The following is a 23,012-nucleotide window of genomic DNA, read 5'->3' as shown; positions in this document are numbered from 1 at the left end:
TAATTAATAAATGTTGACTCATCACTAACGCATAAGTAATTGCACAAATTAATTAGCAACAATGTTTAACAATTTACCCGGTACATAAATCACTTTACGTACGGTTTTTCCGTCAATAAATTTGCTAACATTTTCATCGTTAAAACCGATTTCTTCCACCGCCTCTTTGCTAGCGTCGGCTGAAACGGTAATTTTAGCGCGCAATTTACCATTAACTTGTACAATAATAAGCTTCTCATCTTCAACTAGAGCACTAGAGTCAACCAATGGCCACGCAGTATTTTCTACCGGGTTACCGTCACCAATCATGTTCCATAAATGATGACTTAAATGTGGCACGATAGGGGTTAACATTAATACTACAGCGCGAATAGCTTCGTGCATTACTACACGATCCTCAATGCTGGCAATACTCGCTTTACTTAAATGATTCATTAACTCCATAATCGCTGCAATAGCTGTGTTAAAGGTATTACGACGACCGATATCGTCACTAACTTTTGCAATGGTTTTATGTAATTCGCGGCGAAGTGATTTTTGCGCTGAGTTCAGTGTTAATCCGACAATACTTGGCGCTGCTTTTGACACATCAGCTGCTTGGGTAAAGTCATAAGTGAGTTTCCAAACACGTTTTAAGAAGCGATGTGCACCTTCTACACCGGTATCAGACCATTCTAATGTTTGCTCTGGAGGTGAGGTAAACATGATAAAAAGTCGTACAGTATCGGCGCCATAAAGCTCAATAACTTCTTGTGGATCAATGCCATTGTTTTTAGATTTTGACATTTTGCTCATGCCAGCCGAAATAACTGGCTTGCCATCTAATTTACTAATAGCAGAAATTACATGGCCCTTTTCATCGCGTTCAACATCAACATCTGTTGGTGCAATCCAATCTTGTCCGCCATTGTCTGCTTCACGATAGTAAGTGTCTGCTAATACCATGCCTTGGCACAGTAGTTTTTTGAATGGTTCGTCAGATGTTACTAAGCCAGCATCACGCAATAATTTATGGAAAAAACGTGCATAGAGTAAATGTAAAATCGCATGCTCAATACCACCAATGTATTGATCAACCGGCAACCAGTAATTGGCTTTGGCTGGATCTAACATTTGTGTGTCATCGTTTGGTGAACAGTAACGCGCGTAATACCATGATGATTCCATAAAGGTATCAAAGGTATCAGTTTCGCGGAATGCTTCTTCGCCATTGAATGTGGTTTTTGCCCATTCAGGATTATCTTTAATCGGTGAAGTTACGCCGTTCATGATGACATCTTCAGGTAGCTCAACCGGTAATTGATCTGCCGGAACTGGCACAGACTCACCATTGGCTAAATGCATCATGGGGATTGGCGTGCCCCAATAACGTTGACGCGAAACACCCCAGTCACGTAAGCGGTAATTTACCGTAACTTTACCTTTGTTTTCGCTGATCAATTTATCTGAAATAGCTTTAAAGCCATCTTCAAAACTTAAACCGTCAAATTCACCTGAATTGACTAAAACATTTTTTTCAGTAATCGCCGCTTTTGTCACATCATCGCTTTCATTACCCGCGATAACTTTTTTTATTTCTAAACCATACTTAGTGGCAAATTCCCAATCACGTTGGTCATGACCCGGTACTGACATAACCGCGCCTGAGCCATAATCCATTAAAACAAAGTTTGCAGCCCAAACGGGTACAATTTCACCGCTAATAGGGTGTATTGCTTTTAAGCCAGTATCAACGCCTTTTTTCTCCATTGTTGCCATATCGGCTTCAGTAGATTTATTAGTTTTACAGCTTAGAATAAATTCGGCGAGTTCAACATTATTTTCAGCGGCAGCTAACACCAATGGATGCTGCGCTGCTAATGCAACATAAGTTACACCCATTAAGGTGTCAGGACGGGTGGTGTATATGTCGAAACTTTCTGACGAGTCAACAACCTGAAAGGTCATATCTACGCCTTCAGAACGACCAATCCAATTACGTTGCATGGTTTTAACTTGTTCAGGCCAATCGGTTAATTGGTCTAAGTCGTTAATTAACTCTTCTGCATAATCAGTAATTTTAATAAACCATTGTGGGATTTCTTTGCGCTCAACTAGCGCGCCCGAGCGCCAACCACGGCCATCAATAACTTGCTCGTTAGCTAATACAGTTTGATCAACAGGATCCCAATTTACTGTGGCATTTTTCTTATACACTAAACCTTTTTCATAAAGCTGAGTGAAGAACCATTGTTCCCAACGGTAATAATCTTTTTTACAAGTCGCTAATTCACGACTCCAGTCATAGCCAAAGCCTAATGATTTCAATTGGTTACGCATGTAGTCAATGTTTTCATAAGTCCATTTAGCCGGCGCAGAATTGTTTTTAATCGCGGCGTTTTCAGCCGGTAAACCAAAAGCGTCCCAACCCATAGGTTGCATAACGTTTTTGCCTTGCATGCGTTGGTAACGAGAAATTACATCGCCTAAACTGTAGTTACGCACGTGGCCCATATGGAGTCTGCCACTTGGATATGGAAACATCGCCAAGCAATAAAACTTTTCTTTTCCTGGTAACTCTTCTGCTTTGAAGGTGTCGTTATCAGTCCAAAATTTCTGAACATCGGCTTCAATTGATTGGGGATTGTAGATGGATTCCATTAAAATTTCTCAAACACGCTTTAATAAGAGCTTCAACCCACTTTTTTGACAAATTTATAATGATAAAATTTGTTATTTTAAGCTTAGGTTTCAGCGATAAAAATAATCTTGATAGGATACCTTATCTCTAGGCGTTGCGACAAGTTAAAGCAGGTTAATGCTGCAGATTTTTCAACATAAAGTTGAGTTAGTAGACAAAAGCCACTTTAGTCATTGTTTTATACCCTATACTTGAAGGGTTAATGGTGGCTTTTATCGCCTTAATAATTATACTAAAAGCTAAGATTTACATTACGGAGGCGTTATGAAACAAGACCAATCTTCTATTAAAGAGGTGTATCAAAAGTTACAAGCATGGCTTGAAGATACTAAAGACAACGAAGTTCGCTCAATAGCCAGTTTACTGGAACAAGCTAAAGCAATAGTTATTGCGGCAGAGCAAATTCCAGAGCAGAAAGTTAAACAATTTATCGCCAACCTAAAATATGATCTCAGTGATTTTTATCAGCAATATCAAGCCGACATTAAGCATTCAGTTTATTTAGATATACTCAATGAAAGCCTCTGGGAAAATTTGGCCAAAATTACCGATAAATCACAAGTTGAATGGTCAGAGCTGATGGATGATTTTCAGCATCAAGATGGCTACCATGTTGGTGATTATGTGGGTTTTGGCCAGTTACAATGCCAAGCTTGCCAACATTGTGTAATTTATAGCCATGCTAATGTCGTTACTGATTGTATTGCCTGTGGTGGAAAAGACTTTAATCGCTTAAGTCTAACGCCGTAAAAACTAACTTTTTTTGCTAGTTTTTTAATATTATTTTTGCTGTTCATGGGGGTGTCGCTGTACACTGTGTTTAATGAAGTAGTATCTATATTAAACAGATCAATAAACTAGCCTGTTTAGTATTTTACCTGATATTTAAATCGCATTCCCGAGAGATTTTCTATGACAAATGTGTCAACAAATGCACGCCTTAAACCTTGCCAGTTAACCGCAGATTTAACGGTTAAACAATTTGCCAATGCCACACCCACTGCAGAAATAGAGCAAGTATTTATTGGTCATGAAAGGGCTAAAGAAGCATTAACCTTTGGATTGTCTATGGATGCACCAGGATTTAATGTTTACGCCATGGGCGAGCCTGGTACTGGGCGTCAAACCCTGATCAAACAAATGTTAGCGGCAACAGCGAGCAAAGAGCCGACGCCAAACGAATGGTGTTATATCAATAATTTTGATGACCCAAATTCGCCACATAATCTCTATGTTAGTCCAGGTGATGGTAAGCAGTTACTTACTCGCATGAACACTTTTATTGATGAGTTAATGGATTTGTTTCCAGAAATTTTTGATAACCCAGGCTATCAAAGACACAAAGCAGCTATCGATCGCGAATTTAATAAAAAATATGATCAAGCGATTACTGAAGTTGAAGAAGCAGCATTAAAAAATGACGTGGTATTGTTCGAAGAGAATGGCGAAATTGGTTTTTCACCACTAGTTGAAGGTAAGCGACTTAATGATAAAGAGTTTGCTGAATTAAAAGAACCAAAACGTGCTGATTTTTATATTTTATTGGCCAAGTTAGAAGATTTACTTTCTGAAAAATTAATTGAACTCCCGCAATGGAAACGTATTTCTTCAGATAAATTACGTAAGTTAAAACATGAAACCGCGGCACAAAGTATTCAACCATTTTTACAAGAGTTAGAGACGGAATTTACCAGTAATACTGGTGTATTAATGTATTTAGCAAAAGTTAAAACTCATGTTGTTGATGCGGTTCTAGAGTTATTGGTTGATGAAAGTAACGAAGCGCCTAATGACAAAGATATGCGTAAATTGATGGTTGAACGCTTTTTACCCAACTTATTAGTAACCCGCAAAGCTGATGAAGGTGCGCCAGTTATATACGAACAGAACCCGACCTTTCAGAACTTATTTGGTCATATTGATTTTGGTAGTTTTCAAGGCGGAAGTTACACTAGTTATCGCTTAATAAGGCCTGGCGCATTGCACAAAGCGAATGGCGGTTACATATTACTTGAAGCGGATAAACTGCTAACCCAACCTTTGGTTTGGGCACGTTTAAAGCTGGCGCTCAAGTCGCAGCAAATAACCATCGAAAATCCACATTCAGAATACGCACAACCGGGCGCATTTAGCCTGCAGCCTGAAAAAATTCCGTTAAATGTTAAAGTGATTTTGTTGGGCGATCCGGAAATTTATTACACCTTACAAGATTATGATCAAGAATTTACCGAGCTATTTCGTGTTTTGGCGGACTTTGATCGTCATCTTGAGAAAAGCCAGCGTAATTTAAATGACTACGCGAATTTAATCCGTCAACGCGCTCATCGTAATAATTATCCTGAAGTGACTGATGAAGCTGTATTAGAACTGGTTAAATATGCGCTTAGACGTGCAGAGCATCAACACAAAATATCGGCCAATATCGTGCAAGTTAACGACTTATTAGACGAAGCTTTCTATTTGTGGAAGCTATCTGATGGTAAAAATGGCTTGTGTGGTAAACATATCACGATGGCGCTAGCGGCAAAGCAACGTAGAACTGGCCGTATGAGTGAAGCCTGGTTAGAGGAAATTAAAGAACGTCAGTTATTGATTGATACTGAAGGCGGGCAAGTAGGTAAGATTAATGGTTTAACGGTATTGGAGATTGGCGATAGCGTTTTTGGCACACCCGCGCGCATAACAGCCACTGTATATGCTGGTAGCCAAGGGGTAACTGATATTGAACGAGAAGTCGATTTAGGAAAATCAATTCACTCAAAAGGGGTGTTGATTTTAACCGGTTATTTGGGCCATAAGTATGGTCAAAAATTTCCGGTCACTATTTCTGCCAATATTGCCATTGAACAGTCTTATGGTCATATCGATGGGGATAGTGCGTCTATGGCTGAGCTTTGTGCATTAATTTCTGCTATTGCTAATTTACCTATAAACCAAGGCTTAGCGATAACGGGGTCAATGAATCAACATGGTGAGGTGCAATCAATTGGTGGCGTTAATGAAAAAATTGAAGGCTTTTATCGCCTCTGTAAAGATAAAGGCTTAACGGGCGAACAAGGGGTCATTATCCCTAAGACTAATACCATTAATTTGATGTTGGCACCTGAAGTTATTCAGGCAGTTGCCGATGGTCAGTTTGCGATCTATGCTGTGGAAAACATTGATCAAGCGATAGAAATTTTAATGGCGCAACCGGCCGGAGAAATTACTCGAACGGGTCGTTATCCTAGAAAATCAATACACGGCATGGTATTGGATAAGTTGTCAGCGTTTTCGGACCTTCTTAATGGCGCTGAAGAATAATCACTGACAATTACTGAACTACAAAAAAAATACCTTATAAATAAACACGGCAAGCGCCGTGTTTATTGCTTTTCAACACTTCTTAAATTTTAAAATGTCAATATTCGCTTGAAAAACAAGCATTACTTGAATTCTTTTCTATACTCAAATTATCAACAGTATTTTTCATTGTGATCTTTTGCAAAGTAAATTCGCAGAAGTCGATTTTGCAAATATTGTTTAAATTATAAAATTATAGGTGCTATCTCAGTAGGATTTATGAAGAGAGAATGTTAGCTAAAGCGAAATAACAATAATAAGTAAATGCAGTGAGCAAATACTACCCCGTGGGTAATAATGAGCTCCCTATAAGGTCAGGAATTTAACCTACCTAGCAGACATTTTTGTCTGTCCCATCTACTTAGTGATTACTTTGCGATGAATTTTAGTAACACTGAAATCCAAGTTAACTAAAGTTTAAATTAACTTAATGCAATTGCCAAAGTTCGAACTATTATCTTAGTGTTGCATGATAAGTATGTATCGATAAGTTTGCTGTCTGTCGGTTTTAGTTTAATTAATTGCTTGCCATACATGTTTGGCAAGCAAACATTAAGTTATCAGTGGGGGCTTTGTGGAAACATCCGATCAAATAACACAAGTATGGCCAATTGCGGCTTACTTTATTATCTTGGCTGGTATGCTCATTGTTATGATGCTGCTATCACACTTCCTGGGTCCCAAAGGTAAACAACGGGCGAAAGACACGCCTTATGAATCTGGCATTATCTCCGTCTCCGACAATAAAACTCGCTTTACGAATCACTTCTTTTTATACGCCATCTTTTTTGTCATTTTTGATTTAGAAACTATTTTTCTTTTTGCTTGGGTTATTGCTTTTGACGATGTTGGTTGGCCAGGTTTTATCGAAGCCAGTATTTTTATAACGGTACTACTTGCGGCATTAATTTATTTGATTCGTATTGGCGCCTTAGAGTTAACACGACGCCATCAACCTTTTAGAGCAACGCAACTGCAGCGTTTGCAACAAAATGAAAATATGCCTATTGAGCAAAGTCTTTTTGAACAAACTCTTTTTGATAAAAGTAAGGGACAGCAATAATGGAATGGTCGCTAACAAAAGCAAAATTAGATGATGCCATGGGTGAAATGAAGGGCATTTCTGAAGCAGAGCTAAAGCGAAGTGTGCTTTTTGCTAAGCTTGATGACATGGTGAATTGGGGACGTAAAAACTCAATATGGCCGTTTAATTTTGGTTTAAGTTGCTGTTATGTCGAAATGGCAACGAGCTTTACTTCCCGACATGACATTGCCCGCTTTGGCGCTGAGGTAATACGTGCAACGCCAAGACAAGCAGATTTAATGGTGATTTCAGGTACTTGTTTTCGAAAAATGGCCCCGGTTATACAACACCTTTATGAGCAATTATTAGAACCTCGTTGGATTATCTCCATGGGTTCTTGTGCTAACTCTGGTGGTATGTACGACATTTATAGCGTTGTTCAAGGAGTAGATAAATTTATCCCAGTTGATGTTTATGTACCGGGTTGTCCGCCACGTCCAGAAGCTTTACTGGAAGCTTTATTGCTGTTGCAAACCAAAATTGAACACCAACCACGACCGCTAAGTTGGGCGGTAGGTGAACAGCAAGTGAGTGAAATTGGTAAACCGTCATTACGAGATATTAAACACGAAGAGCGCATTCAAGTAACAAATTTAGATTCGCCCGATCATATATAAGCGGGTTTTTGCCTTGGTTTTAATAAGTGCAGCTTCAATAAAGTGAAAACGTTGTAAATCAGACTAATAATAAAAATGGTTAGCGTGAAAGGGAAGTTAATGGCAACACAAGTAAATATGAAAGCGAGTAATGATTGGCAGATGCTACAAGCTGTTCCTTTGCTTGATGAAATTCTTGCTCTTTCACCTAAGCTCAAATTACAGCCGGTCAGCGCCGTCGAGAATATTGTTGATGATATACCTTCCTATTGGTTAGAAAAAAAGCAATTAATCAGACTGATGCAAGTATTAAAACAAGAGTTAGCGCAGCCGTTTGATATGTGTTTTGACATTACCGCTATCGATGAAAGCGAACGAGAACACCCATCATTATTTTCTCAAGCTTTTACGGTCAGCTACCACTTACGCTCATATCAACGTAACCAAGACATTCGTATTAAAGTTGCCCTCAACCCCACAGATAAAAGCTTAGAGAGTGTTTGTAGTTTATGGCAAAATGCCAATTGGTACGAACGAGAAGTGTGGGATATGTTTGGTATTGTCTTTGAAAATCATCCGCATTTAACCCGTATTTTAATGCCGGAGACGTGGAAAGGGCATCCGTTACTGAAAACCCATCCCGCGCGTGCGACAGAAATGGATCCTTTTACGCTGCCGCCTTATCAACAAGATAAAGAACAAGCTGCACTACAATTTAACCCCGAAGCTTGGGGTATGAAGCGGCAAAGCAAAGACAGCGATTTTATGTTCTTAAACCTTGGGCCAAATCACCCAAGTGTTCATGGTGCCTTTCGTATTGTTTTACAAATGGAAGGTGAAGAAATAGTCGATTGTGTACCTGATATAGGTTATCACCATCGCGGCGCAGAAAAAATGGGCGAGCGACAATCTTGGCATAGTTACATTCCTTACACTGACCGCATTGATTACCTTGGCGGTGTAATGAATAACTTTCCTTATGTCATGGCGGTAGAAAAACTGGCAGGTATTACCGTACCCGATCGCGCGAAAGTTATTCGTATTATGACCGCGGAAATGTTCCGTATTCTTAGCCACTTATTGTTCTACGGCACATTCGCGCAAGATCTTGGCGCACTTTCACCTATATTTTATATGTTTATCGACCGTGAAAAGCTTTTTGGCATTATTGAAGCCTTTACTGGCGCTCGCATGCACCCAAGTTGGTTCCGAATTGGTGGCGTTGCACAAGACTTACCTAAAGGTTGGGAAGGCTTAGTGCGTGAATACGTTAATTACTTGCCTAAGCGCCTTGATGAATATGAAAAAATGGTCATGCAAAACTCCATTTTAAAACAACGCACCGTGGGTATTGGCGCCTACTCTACGCAAGAAGCTATTGACTGGGGCGTAACGGGGCCAGGTTTAAGAGCGACGGGCCTTTCATGGGATCTTCGTAAACAACGCCCTTACGGCGGTTATGATCAATTTGATTTTGAAGTTCCACTGGGCCAGAACGGTGATTGTTATGATCGTTGCCGGGTTCGGATAGAAGAAATGCGGCAGAGTATTCGTATTATTGAACAGTGCCTGAACAATATGCCTGAAGGTCCTTATAAAGCGGAACATCCACAAACCACGCCACCACTAAAAGATCGAACCATGCGTGATATTGACACCTTAATACCACATTTTCTTAATGTTTCATGGGGACCTGTGATCCCTGTAGGTGAAGTGTCGATCAGTGTAGAAGCCACGAAAGGCATTATGGCTTATCACCTGATCAGTGACGGCAGCACCATGAGTTACCGCACCCGCATTCGCACACCTAGCTTTCCCCATTTACAAATGTTGCCATTAATTAGTAAGGGGCAAATGGTTGCGGATCTTATCGCGACCTTAGGCAGTGTTGACTATGTGATGGCAGATGTTGATCGATAAAAATTTAACAACGCGTTTAGCAAATAAAGAGATAGTGATGGAAACAATCGACACGACGACAATTGATTATCAACATTATTTATCGGCAACTGAAATTGCTGCAATTGAGCATGAGGCCAGTATCATGGAAACACGTGAAGCCGCTGGTATTGAAGCACTTAAAGTGGTGCAAGAACATCGTGGTTGGATCAGTGATGAAAGCCTTTTTGCAATTAGTGACCTGCTTGCAATTCCCATTGCCCAACTAGAGGGCGTAGCAACTTTCTATAATTTAATTTACCGACAACCTGTCGGCGAACATGTTATCCACTTGTGCGACAGCATTGCTTGTCATTTAACAGGCCTCGACTCTGTACTTGCTGCGATTAAGCAACATTTAAATATCGAATACGGCCAAACCACAGCAGACGGTAAGTTCACGCTACTTTCTAATGCGTGTTTAGGCAGTTGTGATAAAGCTCCCGCGATGATGATTGGCACCGAACATTATCAGTATTTAAGTCCAGAAAGCGCGGTTGATATTCTACAAAAACTTGCGGTTAAGGGAGAAGTAAATGGCTGAGTCGATATCTAACAATAACATCAAGCCGTTAACCCAATGGGTGAATCTACAGCAGCCGTTGTCATTTGATGCATATTGCCAAGCGGGTGGTTATCAAGGAGCAAAAGTAGCGCTAGAACATTCGCCAAACGACGTATTAGATATTGTCAAAAACTCAGGTTTAAAAGGGCGCGGAGGTGCAGGCTTCCCAACGGGCATGAAATGGAGTTTTGTCCCTATGTTTGAGGACGGCGATGAAAATGCGCCAGACAATAAATATTTAGTCGCCAATGCTGATGAAATGGAACCGGGCACATTTAAAGACAGATTATTACTCGAAGGCGCGCCGCATCAATTAGTTGAAGCTATGATTATTGCGGCATACACCATAGGCGCAAACAAAGGCTATATTTTTCTGCGCGGTGAATATCATTTAGCCGCAAAGCGTTTACAGCAAGCAATTGATGAAGCGTACCAAAATAATTGGCTAGGTGAAAAAATTCAAGGTAGCTCATATACAATGGATTTATATGTCCATTGCAGCGCTGGTCGCTATATTTGTGGTGAAGAAACTGCGCTGATAAATGCACTAGAAGGTAAACGTGCAACGCCTCGAGCTAAGCCACCTTTTCCACAGGTTAGTGGTTTATTTGGCAAACCTACCATAGTGAACAATGTTGAGACCTTATGTAATTTACCGCACATATTAAAAAATGGTATTGAGTGGTTTCAGGCGATTGCTCCTAACAGTGACGCGGGAAGTAAAATTTACGGCGCCTGTGGACGAGTAAAAAAACCGGGTTTGTGGGAGTTACCTATGGGGCCGACTTTGCGAGAGGTGCTATACGACTATGCAGGTGGTATGCAAGAGGGTCTACAATTTAGAGGTTTACTGCCAGGCGGTGCATCCACAGACTTTCTTGTTGAAGAACATTTAGATACGCCAATGGATTTCGACTCTATTGCTAAAGTGGGCAGTCGTTTAGGTACCGGTGGTTTGATTGTATTAGACGATAAAAACTGTCCGGTTGGTATGGTGTTAAATTTGATGCGCTTCTTTGCTCAAGAGTCTTGCGGCTGGTGCACACCTTGTCGAGATGGCACACCTTGGGCTGTCGAAGTACTCAACCGTATTGAACAAGGCCAAGGAAAAATACAAGATTTAGACACATTAGCTAAGCTGTGTGACTTTATGTGGATAGGAAAAACCCATTGTGCTTTAGCACCGGGAGCTGTCGAGCCGTTAAGAAGCGCTTTAAAATATTTTCATGACGATTTCTTACAGCATATCGAGCATGGTTGTTGCCATTATAATCTGTCAATGACGCCTAAACGTATGAAAGTATCGCAAGCATCTATTTCACCTCTATCAGTTAAGGCAGGGCAATAACATGAGTGAAAAGAAAGTAACAATTTTCATTGATGACGTGCCTTATCAGCTCAGTACTGAAGATAATTTGCTGGCAGGAGTGCTATCCAAAAAATTAAACTTGCCTTATTTCTGCTGGCACCCGTCTATGGGCTCGGTTGGGGCTTGTCGCCAGTGCGCCGTGACACAATTTCAAGATGAAGCGGATCAACGCGGCCGTATTGTTATGGCGTGTATTACCCCAGTTACTGACGGTATGCGCATTAGTATTAAAGATAAAGCAGCGAGCGAGTTTCGCGAACAAGTAATCGCGGCAATGATGACTAATCATCCTCATGACTGTCCCGTATGTGCTGAGGGTGGCGAATGCCATTTACAAGATATGACGGTAATGACTGGTCATAGCGTGCGGGAATATCAAGGTACAAAACGCACATTCAACAATCAATATTTAGGTGAATTAGTCGGCCACGAAATGAACCGTTGCATTACCTGTTATCGCTGCACACGTTTTTATAATGACTATGCGGGCGGAAAAGACTTTGGTGTTTATGGTTCAAAAAACCAAGTTTACTTTGGTCGCCAGTCTGAGGGTGATTTGGAGAGTGAATTTAGCGGTAATTTAGTTGAAGTTTGCCCCACAGGTGTCTTTACTAATAAAATATTTTCATCGCACTATACCCGCAAATGGGACCTACAGTCTGCACCGTCAGTTTGTAGCCATTGCTCAGTCGGCTGCAACTTAAGTATTGGCGAACGTTATGGTTCTGTTCGACGTGTAATGAATCGCTACAATGGCGATATTAATGGTTATTTTATCTGTGACCGAGGTCGTTTTGGTATTGGTTTTGTTAATGGCGAACAGCGTATCAGACAGGCTAAAGGCATTGCACAGCAATCACCTGTCACGTTAACTAAATTAGATGTTGCGAAAGCTTTTTCACACTTTAGAAAAAAACAATTTATTGGTATTGGCTCTGCTCGTGCCTCATTAGAAGCTAATTTTTATTTGAAAAATATGGTTGGCGCTGAGCAGTTTAGCCCCGGCTATAATGACCAAGAAATGAAAGTAGCGGCGCAACATACGCAATTACTGGAATCAATAAAAGCACCAAGTCTAGCGGATATTGAAAACAGTGATTTTATTTTTGTTATTGCAGAAGATATAAGCCAAACCGCGCCAAGAATGGCCTTGTCTGTGCGACAAGCCCTGCGCAATGCTGCTAATGATAAAGCCGCTAAGATAGGTATTCCATCATGGCAAGACAGCGCGGTGAGAACCATTGGTGGTAAATTACTCTCACCTTTATTTTCTCTACAAAGTACCACCACTAAACTCGACGATGTGTCAGAGAAAGCGTTACTTTTACCTATAGAGCAAATCACAAAATGTTTAGCCACTTTTGAAAATTTATTAAGGCTAGGTAACGTTCAAAGTATTAACAATGACAAAGCAGTAGAAGACGCGATTGCAGACTTAGTTGAGCAAGATCAGTTGAGCGTCGCGGAACAAAGTTTTATTGCCTCAATTTATAAGGGCTTGCGTAAAGCCAATAAGCCGTTATTTATTTCTGGTACCAGTTCTGTTTGTGCCGAAATTTTGAGTAATATTGCCAATATAATGTCGGCGTTTAAACCGCAAAATGAAATAGTAGCGCCAGAATTAATTATTGTACCGCCGTGCAGTAATAGTGTTGGTTTATTATCGATTTTAGATGAGCATTCGCTGTCGATAGAACAAGTTTTAATGCAGCTCAACGACCCAGATAAAAGCTATCAAGGGCTTATTTTACTTGAGCAAGAACTGGAGAAACTCTCTGCGAATCAAATTACGCAGTTAAGAAAATCAGCTAAAACCCTCATTGTGCTAGATCATTCAGCACATCGACTTTCAAGTATTGCCGATATAGTGCTGCCAGTTGCGGCGGTTACTGAGGGAGACGGGCATTATGTTAATTACCAAGGCCGAGCACAGCAATTCGTACAAGTACATGCACCTGTGGTTCCGATACAAGAAAGTTGGCGTTGGTTAGACAATATTGGCGATATTGTTGGTATAAAAGTACCGAAAACATCGACTGAAGCTAGTGGGCTTAATCCATGTCAATCTGTGCAAGTTGTCGCTAAAAACAACGACTGCGAATCACTGACTCAATTACATCAATTTTTTACTGACACATACGCGCAATGGCCTATGTTAATAGCAAAAAAGAGTATTGAACCTCAGCAAAAATCCATTGCGAGAATGAGCCATCGAGCCAGTGGACGCACAGCCCAAATGGCTAACATCACGGTACATGAAGCGAAAACCACCCAAAAACTTGATGATGACTTTACTTTTTCAATGGAAGGTAAATCTGCTGGGCAAAGTAGTGATATGCCTTTTGCTTGGGCGCCGGGGTGGAATTCAAATCAAGCTATTGCTCAATTTCAAACGGAAATTAATGGTCAACTATTAAAGCAAAAAGAAGCGGTGTTTATCCCAATATCGACAAAAATAACTAACAACCTTAGTTGGCGACTCACCGAAAATAGTAAAGAAAGTTCTGCTAATAACCTAGCGGCTAATCTTTTAACTTATGTGCATCAAAAGCATGTTTATTTCAGTGAGTGGCAAGCCTCGCTAACCCCTGAATTTCAAATGCAGCGACAAAGTAATCAAATTTTTATCAATGCTGAGGCAGCTCAGCAAGCAGGGGTGAAAAAAGGTCAGTGGTGTAAAGTTATTTTCTCAGCGACAAACGAAAAAATGCACTTGGCGAGCCAAAGTGTCATCAGTCAAGTTTTTATCGTCAATCATTTACCTTTTTCGTTAGCTTTTGGTAACTTTGCGCTTTGTCAGCCTCTGACGCAGCTAGTTGAAATGAGTGTTTCCTTAGCGTGCGACCAAGAGGTAACTGATTATTTAGCGCATTTTAATGATGGGTTAATCGCCGCGAAACAAAGCAAAAAAAACATTCTCGAGAGGCTAAAAATAATAGATCAAACTATCCCCATTAGATTGTTCTCAGGAGGATTGAATGATGGTTGAAATGCTATGGAAACTGTTTGAAATAACCATCATTATCTCATTACTTATACCCATTGCGGCTATGCTGGTCTGGGTTGAACGCAGAATGATCGGTATTTGGCAAGACCGTTGTGGGCCAAATCGAGTTGGTCCCTTTGGAATCTTACAATCATTGGCTGATTTGCTGAAAATTCTTGGTAAAGAAGATTGGATCCCACCTTTTAGTGATCGTTTAGTCTTCGTTTTAGCGCCGGTTATTGGTGCTATGTGCGTATTAATGAGTTTTGCGGTCGTACCATTTTCTCCTAGTATTGGCGTTTCTGATTTAAACATCGGCTTGTTATTTTTTCTTGCTATGGCCTCGCTCGCTGTTTATAGCGTGGTATTGGCCGGTTGGGCATCAAACTCTAAGTATGCCTTGTTAGGCGGTATGAGAGCGGCCGCACAAACGGTCAGTTATGAAGTGTTTATGGGGCTGTCGGTGATGGGCGTGGTGTTACTAACCGGCACTTTTAACCTACGTGAAATTGTTTTAGCGCAAGCCGATGGCTGGCTAATTCAATCGCAATTTGTTGGTTTCTTTATTTTTTTAGTCGCGGGTATTGCTGAAAGCCATCGACTGCCTTTTGATTTACCAGAGGCTGAAACTGAGCTAACCGCTGGTTTTCATACCGAATATTCTGGGCTGAAATTTGCTTTATTTTTTCTCGGTGAATATTTAGGCGTTACATTAATTTCAGCCATGTCAGTAGTGCTTTTCTTTGGCGGTTGGTTAATGCCAGAGCCGCTTGCGTCATGGCTGCCACCACTGCTGTGGTTCATTATTAAAATTATGTTTTTTGTGATGTTTTTTATTCTTTTAAGAACATCGCTGCCACGCCCTAGATTTGACCAACTACTAAAGTTTGGTTGGGTAGTGATGTTGCCTTTAGCGTTATTAAACCTTTTAGTTACCGCGGTATTGCGCTTAACGGGAGTGCTATAACTATGAATAAACACCATCAAATTCACGTTGATAATATCAATGCAAACGGGGGCGATAATGTTTAGTCAACTTCGAACCATGTGGTTAGTGCTGAAACACACCTTTACTAAAGCCGATACGGTGCAGTACCCAGAAGAAAAACCTTATTTAGCGCCAAGGTATCGTGGCCGAATTGTCCTGACTCGAGACCCTGATGGTGAAGAGCGTTGTGTGGCATGTAATCTTTGTGCGGTGGCTTGTCCAGTAGATTGTATCGCTTTGCAACAAGTGGTTGATGATGATGGTCGCAAGCGCGCGGACTTTTTTCGTATTAATTTTTCTCGATGTATTTTATGTGGTTTTTGTGAAGAAGCTTGTCCGACCTATGCCATTCAATTAACCCCAGATGTGGAATTAGCAGAATACGATAGACAAAACTTAGTCTATGAAAAAGAGCATTTATTAATTAATGGTCCAGGTAAATATCACGATTATAGTTTTTATCAACAGTCAGGTATTGCGATTGCAGGTAAAGGCAAGGGACAAGCAGAACAAGAAAGGCCACCTATTGATATTAAAGGATTAATGCCATGAGTCGTAACATAAGGTTGCTAGAGAATACGAAAAATAGTGTTAAGGAGAATCAACATGCTCGCTAATCTTGCAGCTATTGAAAGCCTATTTTACCTCGCTGGTTTGGTTGCCGTTATTGCTAGTTTAAAGGTGGTAACAGGCAACAATACCATACACGCTTTGTTATATTTAGTGGTGTCGTTATTGGCTGTTGCAGTGTGTTTCTATTTAATGGGAGCACCTTTTGCCGCGGGGTTAGAGGTCATTGTTTATGCCGGTGCTATTTTGGTGTTGTTTGTTTTTGCCGTACTGATGTTTGGTTTAGGTAAAGATGAAACCGTAAACGCGCCAAAAAATAAAAGTTTAGCCAATATGGTGGGGGCGATGTTGTTGGCATTTGCGTTGCTGATTGAAATTGTCGTTATTATTAATGATGCTGATATGCAACAAAGCCTTCAAGCAACGGTTATCAGTTCAAAAGCGGTCGGTATTATGTTGTATGGGCCCTATTTACTTGCTGTTGAAATTGCGTCTTTTCTGCTTTTATCCGGTTTATTAGCCGGTTATCACTATGCAAAACCTGATGTTACTGGAGGCCCGCTATGACCTCTATTCCCTTGTTTCATGTGCTTATATTATCGAGTTTATTATTTGCTATCGGCTTTATTGGCGTGGTGGCAAGAAAAAATACGCTATTTATTTTGATGAGTTTGGAAATCATGCTTAATGCCGTTGGCGTTGCTTTTATTGGTGCTGGCAGCGTTTGGCAACAGGCGGATGGCCAAGTAATGTTTATTTTAATTTTAACTCTTGCCGCTGTTGAAGCAGCGGTAGGGTTAGCGTTATTAATCCGCATGCAAAAGAAATATCGTTCTTTAGATATTGATTTATTAAACCAGATGAAGGGGTAAGGATAGTGCTATTAGCGAGTTTACCTTTTTATCCTTTAGTGAGTTTTTTGCTGTTAATTGCCTTGGGTAAAAAACTGTCATGGCAGCTTGCCGCCATTATTAGTGTCAGTAGCATGGCAGTAACGGTTTTAGTTAGCGCGATATTATTGTTTGAATTGTCGTCTTCTCAAAACCAAGTGCTGAGCGTTAACCTCTGGCATTGGTTTGATTTAACTAATCAACTCGGTACTAGCGAAGTTAATATGCGCTTTTACCTTGATGGTTTGTCCGCAGTTATGATTAGCGTGGTCTGTGGAGTGGGCTTTTTAATTCATTTATTTGCTGCCATATATATGAAAACTGATGCTAATTTCTCGCGTTTTATGGCTTACATGAATTTATTTATCGTCGCTATGCTGATATTGGTTTTAGCCGATAATTTAGTGCTGTTATACCTTGGTTGGGAAGGTGTTGGTTTATGCAGTTTCTTATTGATTGGTTTTTGGTATCAAGAAAAAAGTAATGTGTTAGCCGCACGCAAAGCGTTTATTGTTACCCGTATCGGTGATACTTCGATGGCGATAGGCTTGCTATTACTGTTTAATACCTTTGGTGAGCTTAATATTGTAGCGGTGACGACATTGGCACAACAAGCCAATAATATTGTTGCCGGGCCTAGCGCAGAACACGTAAACGATATTTATTGGATTGCCTTATTATTGCTCGGGGGGGCGGTCGGTAAATCAGCACAATTACCCCTGCAAACATGGTTGCCTGATGCTATGGCTGGGCCAACACCGGTCAGTGCGTTAATACATGCTGCGACTATGGTTACTGCTGGGGTATATTTAATTGCTCGTATGCATGGCATCTTTTTATTATCGCCTGAAGTGATGAATTATGTCGCTTGGCTAGGGGCACTTACTTTATTACTCGCTGGCGTTGCGGCACTAGCACAAAGCGATATTAAACGCGTATTAGCCTATTCAACCATGAGCCAAATCGGTTATATGATGCTGGCACTCGGAGCTGGTGCATGGTCTGCCGGCGTATTTCATTTAATGACACATGCTTTTTTTAAAGCGCTACTGTTTTTAACGGCAGGAGCGGTTATTTATGCACTACATCATCAACAAAATCTTTTTAAAATGGGCGGATTACTGAAAAAACTGCCTTTTGAAAGTAGTTTATTTATTGTTGGTTTAATTTGCTTGATGGCGTTACCAGGCACTTCAGGCTTTTTCTCTAAAGAAGCTATTATTGCTCAGCTTTGGTCGTCTAATACCGCAGGGCCGATGTTATGGTGGTGTGCGATTTTAGGGGCCTTATTAACCAGTATTTATAGTTGTCGGTTATTCTTTCTCGCTTTTCTAGGTTCTGCGCGCTTCACTGAAAATACACATACAGAAAAGAGCACCTTGTTACGAAGCGCATTAATCGTTTTGGCGCTGTTGTCGCTATTTGGTGGGTTTATTCCGCTTGATCTTACGTTAGTGTTCTCAACATTTATACAAACGCCGTTAGCACAGTTGGATGAACCTAATTGGTTGCATACGGTTGCCATTATTACGCCCTTTATCGGTATTTTGTTTTCTTGGTTTTATTTTAAAAGCTATCGTAGTATTCCTATCAAAGGTAGCAAGCATAGTATTCAGGCTAGTGAAGGCAAGTTTGTGGTGTTCTGCCGTCAAGGTTTAGGTTTTGACGTTTTATATAATGTGCTTTTCATTAAACCTTATCAGTGGCTCGCTGAGGTAAATAAACACGATATATTTGACCAAATCATTATGCTCAATGCTTGGTACGTAAGCCTATGGCACGATGCATTATTATTGGTTCAAAATGGCAGTTTACGTTGGTATTTGGCGACCTTTGGGTTAGCCATAATGCTGCTGTTAGGAGTAAATTTGTTATGACACTGACCTTTATTATGTTGGCATTATTGATAACTGGTGCCTTGGCATGGCGAGCCGAAAAACATTGGCAAGGTAGTGCTAAGTGGTTGGCATTAATTAGCTTAGCGTTATTAGCGACTGTTTTTGCGGTTTTTGTTACTAGCCATGCGAATAATCAAAATAATGACTTTGCCCAGTTACAGGTGCTGACCCAAGTTGATTGGATTAAAACTTTTAATATTCAATATAGTATCGCGATCGATCAGTTAAGCATTGTGCTAATAACACTCACTTGGCTGTTAGCCATTATATGCGTATTAGTATCTTGGCGTGAAATTCAGACCCATGTTGGTTTTTATTATTTTAATTTACTGTTAACGATTGCCGGTATTATTGGGGTATTTATCGCTGTTGATATGTTTCTTTTCTTCTTCTTTTGGGAAGTTATGTTACTACCCATGACCGCTATAATTGCTATTTGGGGACATGAAAAACGTCAATTTGCCGCGCTTAAATTCTTCATCTTTACCCAAGTGAGCAGTTTATTAATGCTAGTGGCTATTATTGCCACGGGATATTTTCATTTACTGCAAACAGGGCAGTTAAGCTTCTATTACTTAGACTGGCTGATGTTGGATATTCCACTCGAAATTAGTCAATATTTGATGTTAGGATTTTTTATTGCCTTCGCGGTTAAATTACCTTCGGTGCCCGTGCACAGTTGGTTACCTGATGCGCATACTCAAGCGCCAACAGCAGGTAGTGTATTACTGGCAGGAGTCCTGCTAAAAACTGGCGCTTACGGCTTAATTCGTTTTGTTATTTTCTTGTTCCCACAAGCCAGTGTTCAATTTACTCCGATTGCCGCGACATTGGCCGTGGTGAGTATTGTTTATGGTGCGAAAATGGCTTTTGCACAACAAGATTTTAAACGTTTAGTCGCCTACAGCAGTATTAGCCATATGGGCTTTGTGATGCTGGCATTGTTTGCATTTAATGCTACCGCTTATCAAGGCGCAATTGTGACTATGGTGGCACATGGCTTAAGCAGTGCGGCTTTATTCGCGATGGCGGGCATGATTTATCAACGGATTCACAGCAGAAATCTAGCCGATATGGGCGGTTTTTGGCAAAGTGCTCCTCGTATGGGCGGATTTGCTTTAGCTTTTGCTGGTGCTGCTTTTGGTTTGCCGGGTTTAGCTAACTTTATTGGCGAGTTTTTTAGTCTAGTAGGTGTATTTCAAGTGCTGCCTGAATTTGCCATTGTTGCTGCCTTGGGTCTTATCGGCTCCGCTATTTATGGCATGGTACTGTTTCAATCTAGCTTTCAAGGAACATCAAAGCATGCCATTGTTGATCTACAGTCTAGGGAGCTCATTATTTGTGGCTCATTATTATTGATGCTTTTAGTCATTGGTTTATACCCGACGCTATTGCTTAAATTCTCATTTGGAGTCTAGTGATGATATCTATAGCAAATAACACTCAATCATTGCTAACCACGGCTATGGCAGGTGCAATTTTACCGCAACTCATTATTGCCTTTGGCGTAACATTAGCCTTGTTATTGGTGGCTTGGAAAAGATCGCAACGCACCATTGTACTATTTACATTTTTTATACTTTTCGTTTCATTGATAGCCAATGTGAGTTTGCTATCAACTCAAGCAAGCCAAGCAACCCAAGTTACACAGCTGTTAAAAGTTGACGGTTACAGTATTTTTGCTTTTAGTTTGATACTTATTTCAGCCATGGTGGCTTTGCGCATGAGCCATAGTTTCCTAAAAGCCCATATAGAAGTGCACGACGAGTATTATTTATTATTATTGCTTATGGTACTAGGGGCGGGGATTTTGGTTACTAGCGACCATTTTGCTAGCTTATTTTTGGGATTTGAGCTGTTAAGTATTAGTTTAGTTGGATTGGTAGGATATCATCGCGAAAGTCAGTATAGCGTGGAGAGTGGCTTTAAATATTTAGTATTAAGTGCCACCGCCTCGAGTTTTATGTTGTTAGGCATCGCCTTTATTTATAGCGTTACCGGTAACTTGAGTTTTAATGGCGCGATACCAAGCGAAATATATCATCAGCAAGGCTTAGGATTGTTTTTTCAGTTAGGGCTTTTGTTATTTGTTTCTGGTATTGCCTTTAAATTATCAATAGCGCCTTTTCATTTCTGGACACCTGATGTTTATCAAGGTGCACCAACCCCAGTTACGCTATTGATGGCAACTATTTCGAAAGTCGCTATGTTCGTGGTTTTGCTTAAATGCATTATCGCTCAGCGATATTTATTATTGGAAAATTTTCAAATGTTTTTGATGTCATTCGCCGTAATTTCAATGTTACTGGGCAATGTAATGGCACTTAAACAGCAAAACTTGAAACGCTTGCTAGCTTATTCATCGATAGCCCATATGGGCTATCTACTGATTGTAATCATTGTTACTTCTGAGCAAAGCTTGGCGTTTACTTGGCAAAGTAGCTTATTTTATTTAGCGGCTTATACCGTCGCTAACCTGTCCATTTTTATCGTTATGGCCTTAATTCAACAGCAAAATACCCGTCTTTCTTATCAAGAAGATATTTCACTGAACGATTTACAAGGCTTATTTTGGCGAGCACCGAGTTATGCGGTGTTGATGATACTAGGCTTGTTGAGCTTAGCGGGTATTCCTCTAACCATGGGCTTTATTGGTAAGTTTTATATTTTAAGCCAAGCAACCATTGCCCATGCCTGGTGGTTAATTGCGATGCTTATTATTGGTAGTGGTATTGGTTTAGCTTACTATCTGCCAATGATTTTTAAAATTTTTGCCGATGCGCCTGCAGATAACGGCAAAACTAATGAAGTCAGAAATCATGCTATAGAAATGGCATTAGTCTATAGCTTCATTACGTTAGGCTTGATCTTTGGCATTTTTCCTGAGGTGATTAATCAACTTATCAGTTCTTAGTAATTAATTACGAATTCGCTAATTAATTGTTATTTTAACCAAAATATATCAACTCTGAGTATCTGTATGTGAATACTTATTCTTAAGTGACTAATAATATTGTCTTTTATTTTTTGGCGCGATTTTTGATTGTATGCTGCATACAATTAAAATAATCGATAGTTTACAAGGAAATAGACCAATGAAATTAGCTCAAATATTACTTTTTATATCCGGTGCAACCTTTTTAAGTGGTTGCATTGTTCTAGCAAGCCCTTCTCATGCTAATTACCACAGCCAACAAGAACTAATTATTGATGCCCAAATGCTCACCACATTAAATGTCGAAGCAGGTGCAGGCTCTTTGGTTATTTCGGGATCTGAACATGTGTCAGAAATTACCGTGGTTGCTGATATATATGCAGAAGATCGTGATGCAGATGACTATGAATTAACCTTAACTCAGTCAGGCAAAAGTGCGACTTTAGTCGCTAAAATTAGCACGAGTGGTATTTGGCAGGGTGATTCTCCACATATTGATATTAAAGTAACGATACCAAGCCACCTAATGTTAAAAGTTGATGATGGCTCTGGCGCCATAAACATCAGCAATATTAATGGCGCAGTTGCAGTGAAGGACGGTTCAGGTGAACTGACTATAAAAGGCATTCACAATGATCTTGATGTTAACGATGGTTCAGGTGACCTTTATATTAGTCAGGTAATGGGCAATGTAACTATTGTTGATGGCTCTGGAGAAATAGAGATTAATGACCTTGATGGCAATCTTGATATTGACGATGGCTCGGGTAGCATTTATGTAAAAGGTGTCTCAGGTAATGCTGTTTTTGAAGATGGCTCAGGTGACTTAACCCTTAGAAAAATAGATGGCGTAATAACTATTGATGATGGCTCCGGCGATATTGATGTAGAGCAAGCTGGCGGTTTAAAAATACTTGAAAGTGGCTCAGGTGGCTTACGTGTGAAAAAGGTAAAAGGTGGCTTTGAAATCGATAGTTAACTGAGAAAACTTAAGTGATCAATTTTCGTACAGAACAGTTTAAAGTGTCTATTATAGATGTTTTAAGCTGTTTTTAATGTTAAATAGCGTTAAATATACATTATAGCTTGTATAAATCAACCGTGTCTGTATAATGCGCGCCTCTGTAATAGTGAATCGAAAAAGTTTCCAAGAGAAACTTAGATAGTTACA

The 23,012-nt window shown here is 40.2% G+C and carries 17 protein-coding genes; 16 read left to right on the top strand and 1 reads right to left on the bottom strand.

Annotated elements, in window-relative coordinates:
• Positions 1-48 precede the first annotated feature (48 nt).
• Complete coding sequence (gene leuS / locus H4J38_RS01010) at positions 49-2,640, bottom strand: leucine--tRNA ligase (RefSeq protein WP_182128611.1); 2,592 nt, start codon at positions 2,638-2,640, stop codon at positions 49-51.
• A gap of 304 nt (positions 2,641-2,944) precedes the next feature.
• Here leuS and H4J38_RS01005 point away from each other — a divergent pair, with 304 nt between their 5' ends.
• The 16 genes from H4J38_RS01005 to H4J38_RS00930 all read left to right on the top strand — a co-directional run bounded on the left by H4J38_RS01005 (position 2,945) and on the right by H4J38_RS00930 (position 22,820).
• The gene (locus H4J38_RS01005) at positions 2,945-3,430 is read left to right on the top strand and encodes a zinc ribbon-containing protein (RefSeq protein WP_182128609.1); all 486 of its coding nucleotides are present in this window, start codon (positions 2,945-2,947) and stop codon (positions 3,428-3,430) included.
• A 162-nt stretch (positions 3,431-3,592) separates the two neighbouring features.
• Positions 3,593-5,983 (top strand): ATP-binding protein, encoded by a 2,391-nt coding sequence (locus tag H4J38_RS01000; protein ID WP_182128607.1) that lies wholly within the window; start codon positions 3,593-3,595, stop codon positions 5,981-5,983.
• A gap of 613 nt (positions 5,984-6,596) precedes the next feature.
• Entirely contained in the window at positions 6,597-7,085 is a 489-nt protein-coding gene (locus H4J38_RS00995; RefSeq protein WP_310733418.1) for an NADH-quinone oxidoreductase subunit A, read from the top strand.
• A 38-nt stretch (positions 7,086-7,123) separates the two neighbouring features.
• Positions 7,124-7,723 carry an NADH-quinone oxidoreductase subunit B family protein gene (locus H4J38_RS00990; RefSeq protein ID WP_310733442.1) on the top strand — a complete coding sequence of 200 codons (600 nt, stop codon included), beginning with the start codon at positions 7,124-7,126 and terminating at the stop codon, positions 7,721-7,723.
• Positions 7,724-7,822: 99 nt separating this feature from the next.
• Positions 7,823-9,622: an NADH-quinone oxidoreductase subunit C/D gene (gene nuoC, locus H4J38_RS00985; RefSeq protein WP_220465388.1), complete on the top strand. Its 1,800-nt coding sequence runs from the start codon at positions 7,823-7,825 to the stop codon at positions 9,620-9,622.
• A 37-nt stretch (positions 9,623-9,659) separates the two neighbouring features.
• Positions 9,660-10,184: an NADH-quinone oxidoreductase subunit NuoE gene (nuoE, locus tag H4J38_RS00980; RefSeq protein ID WP_182128605.1), complete on the top strand. Its 525-nt coding sequence runs from the start codon at positions 9,660-9,662 to the stop codon at positions 10,182-10,184.
• Entirely contained in the window at positions 10,177-11,553 is a 1,377-nt protein-coding gene (gene nuoF, locus H4J38_RS00975) for an NADH-quinone oxidoreductase subunit NuoF (RefSeq protein WP_182128603.1), read from the top strand. The genes nuoE and nuoF overlap by 8 nt, the downstream gene beginning before the upstream one ends.
• A gap of 1 nt (position 11,554) precedes the next feature.
• Positions 11,555-14,563, top strand: coding sequence for an NADH-quinone oxidoreductase subunit NuoG (gene nuoG, locus H4J38_RS00970; RefSeq protein ID WP_182128601.1), 3,009 nt, complete (start codon positions 11,555-11,557; stop codon positions 14,561-14,563).
• On the top strand, positions 14,556-15,527 hold the full coding sequence (nuoH, locus tag H4J38_RS00965; RefSeq protein WP_220465419.1) for an NADH-quinone oxidoreductase subunit NuoH: 972 nt from the start codon (positions 14,556-14,558) through the stop codon (positions 15,525-15,527). The genes nuoG and nuoH overlap by 8 nt, the downstream gene beginning before the upstream one ends.
• Positions 15,528-15,584: 57 nt before the next feature.
• A complete protein-coding gene (gene nuoI, locus H4J38_RS00960; protein WP_081178758.1) occupies positions 15,585-16,100 on the top strand; it encodes an NADH-quinone oxidoreductase subunit NuoI in 516 nt (171 codons plus the stop codon).
• 54 nt (positions 16,101-16,154) lie between these two features.
• A complete protein-coding gene (gene nuoJ / locus H4J38_RS00955; protein ID WP_220465387.1) occupies positions 16,155-16,685 on the top strand; it encodes an NADH-quinone oxidoreductase subunit J in 531 nt (176 codons plus the stop codon).
• The gene (gene nuoK, locus H4J38_RS00950; protein ID WP_182128599.1) at positions 16,682-16,990 is read left to right on the top strand and encodes an NADH-quinone oxidoreductase subunit NuoK; all 309 of its coding nucleotides are present in this window, start codon (positions 16,682-16,684) and stop codon (positions 16,988-16,990) included. Before nuoJ ends, nuoK begins: the two co-directional genes overlap by 4 nt.
• Positions 16,991-16,995: 5 nt before the next feature.
• Entirely contained in the window at positions 16,996-18,885 is a 1,890-nt protein-coding gene (nuoL, locus tag H4J38_RS00945; protein ID WP_310733417.1) for an NADH-quinone oxidoreductase subunit L, read from the top strand.
• The gene (locus H4J38_RS00940) at positions 18,882-20,324 is read left to right on the top strand and encodes a NuoM family protein (protein ID WP_182128597.1); all 1,443 of its coding nucleotides are present in this window, start codon (positions 18,882-18,884) and stop codon (positions 20,322-20,324) included. The genes nuoL and H4J38_RS00940 overlap by 4 nt, the downstream gene beginning before the upstream one ends.
• A gap of 2 nt (positions 20,325-20,326) precedes the next feature.
• Positions 20,327-21,820, top strand: coding sequence for an NADH-quinone oxidoreductase subunit N (locus tag H4J38_RS00935; RefSeq protein ID WP_182128595.1), 1,494 nt, complete (start codon positions 20,327-20,329; stop codon positions 21,818-21,820).
• A gap of 181 nt (positions 21,821-22,001) precedes the next feature.
• On the top strand, positions 22,002-22,820 hold the full coding sequence (locus tag H4J38_RS00930) for a hypothetical protein (protein ID WP_182128593.1): 819 nt from the start codon (positions 22,002-22,004) through the stop codon (positions 22,818-22,820).
• Positions 22,821-23,012 lie beyond the last annotated feature (192 nt).

It is taken from the genome of Colwellia sp. BRX10-3, from assembly GCF_014077505.1.
Taxonomy (GTDB): Bacteria; Pseudomonadota; Gammaproteobacteria; order Enterobacterales; family Alteromonadaceae; genus Cognaticolwellia.
This window is presented reverse-complemented; position numbering and strand designations above follow the sequence as displayed.

Bases quoted from the DNA above. Each gene is read 5' to 3' on its own strand.
- leuS (WP_182128611.1), bottom strand. From the start codon at position 2,640: ATGGAATCCATCTACAATCCCCAATCAATTGAAGCCGATGTTCAGAAA.
- H4J38_RS01005 (WP_182128609.1), top strand. From the start codon at position 2,945: ATGAAACAAGACCAATCTTCTATTAAAGAGGTGTATCAAAAGTTACAA.
- H4J38_RS01000 (WP_182128607.1), top strand. From the start codon at position 3,593: ATGACAAATGTGTCAACAAATGCACGCCTTAAACCTTGCCAGTTAACC.
- H4J38_RS00990 (WP_310733442.1), top strand. From the start codon at position 7,124: ATGGGTGAAATGAAGGGCATTTCTGAAGCAGAGCTAAAGCGAAGTGTG.
- nuoC (WP_220465388.1), top strand. From the start codon at position 7,823: ATGGCAACACAAGTAAATATGAAAGCGAGTAATGATTGGCAGATGCTA.
- nuoE (WP_182128605.1), top strand. From the start codon at position 9,660: ATGGAAACAATCGACACGACGACAATTGATTATCAACATTATTTATCG.
- nuoF (WP_182128603.1), top strand. From the start codon at position 10,177: ATGGCTGAGTCGATATCTAACAATAACATCAAGCCGTTAACCCAATGG.
- nuoG (WP_182128601.1), top strand. From the start codon at position 11,555: ATGAGTGAAAAGAAAGTAACAATTTTCATTGATGACGTGCCTTATCAG.
- nuoH (WP_220465419.1), top strand. From the start codon at position 14,556: ATGGTTGAAATGCTATGGAAACTGTTTGAAATAACCATCATTATCTCA.
- nuoI (WP_081178758.1), top strand. From the start codon at position 15,585: ATGTTTAGTCAACTTCGAACCATGTGGTTAGTGCTGAAACACACCTTT.
- nuoJ (WP_220465387.1), top strand. From the start codon at position 16,155: ATGCTCGCTAATCTTGCAGCTATTGAAAGCCTATTTTACCTCGCTGGT.
- nuoK (WP_182128599.1), top strand. From the start codon at position 16,682: ATGACCTCTATTCCCTTGTTTCATGTGCTTATATTATCGAGTTTATTA.
- H4J38_RS00940 (WP_182128597.1), top strand. From the start codon at position 18,882: ATGACACTGACCTTTATTATGTTGGCATTATTGATAACTGGTGCCTTG.
- H4J38_RS00935 (WP_182128595.1), top strand. From the start codon at position 20,327: ATGATATCTATAGCAAATAACACTCAATCATTGCTAACCACGGCTATG.
- H4J38_RS00930 (WP_182128593.1), top strand. From the start codon at position 22,002: ATGAAATTAGCTCAAATATTACTTTTTATATCCGGTGCAACCTTTTTA.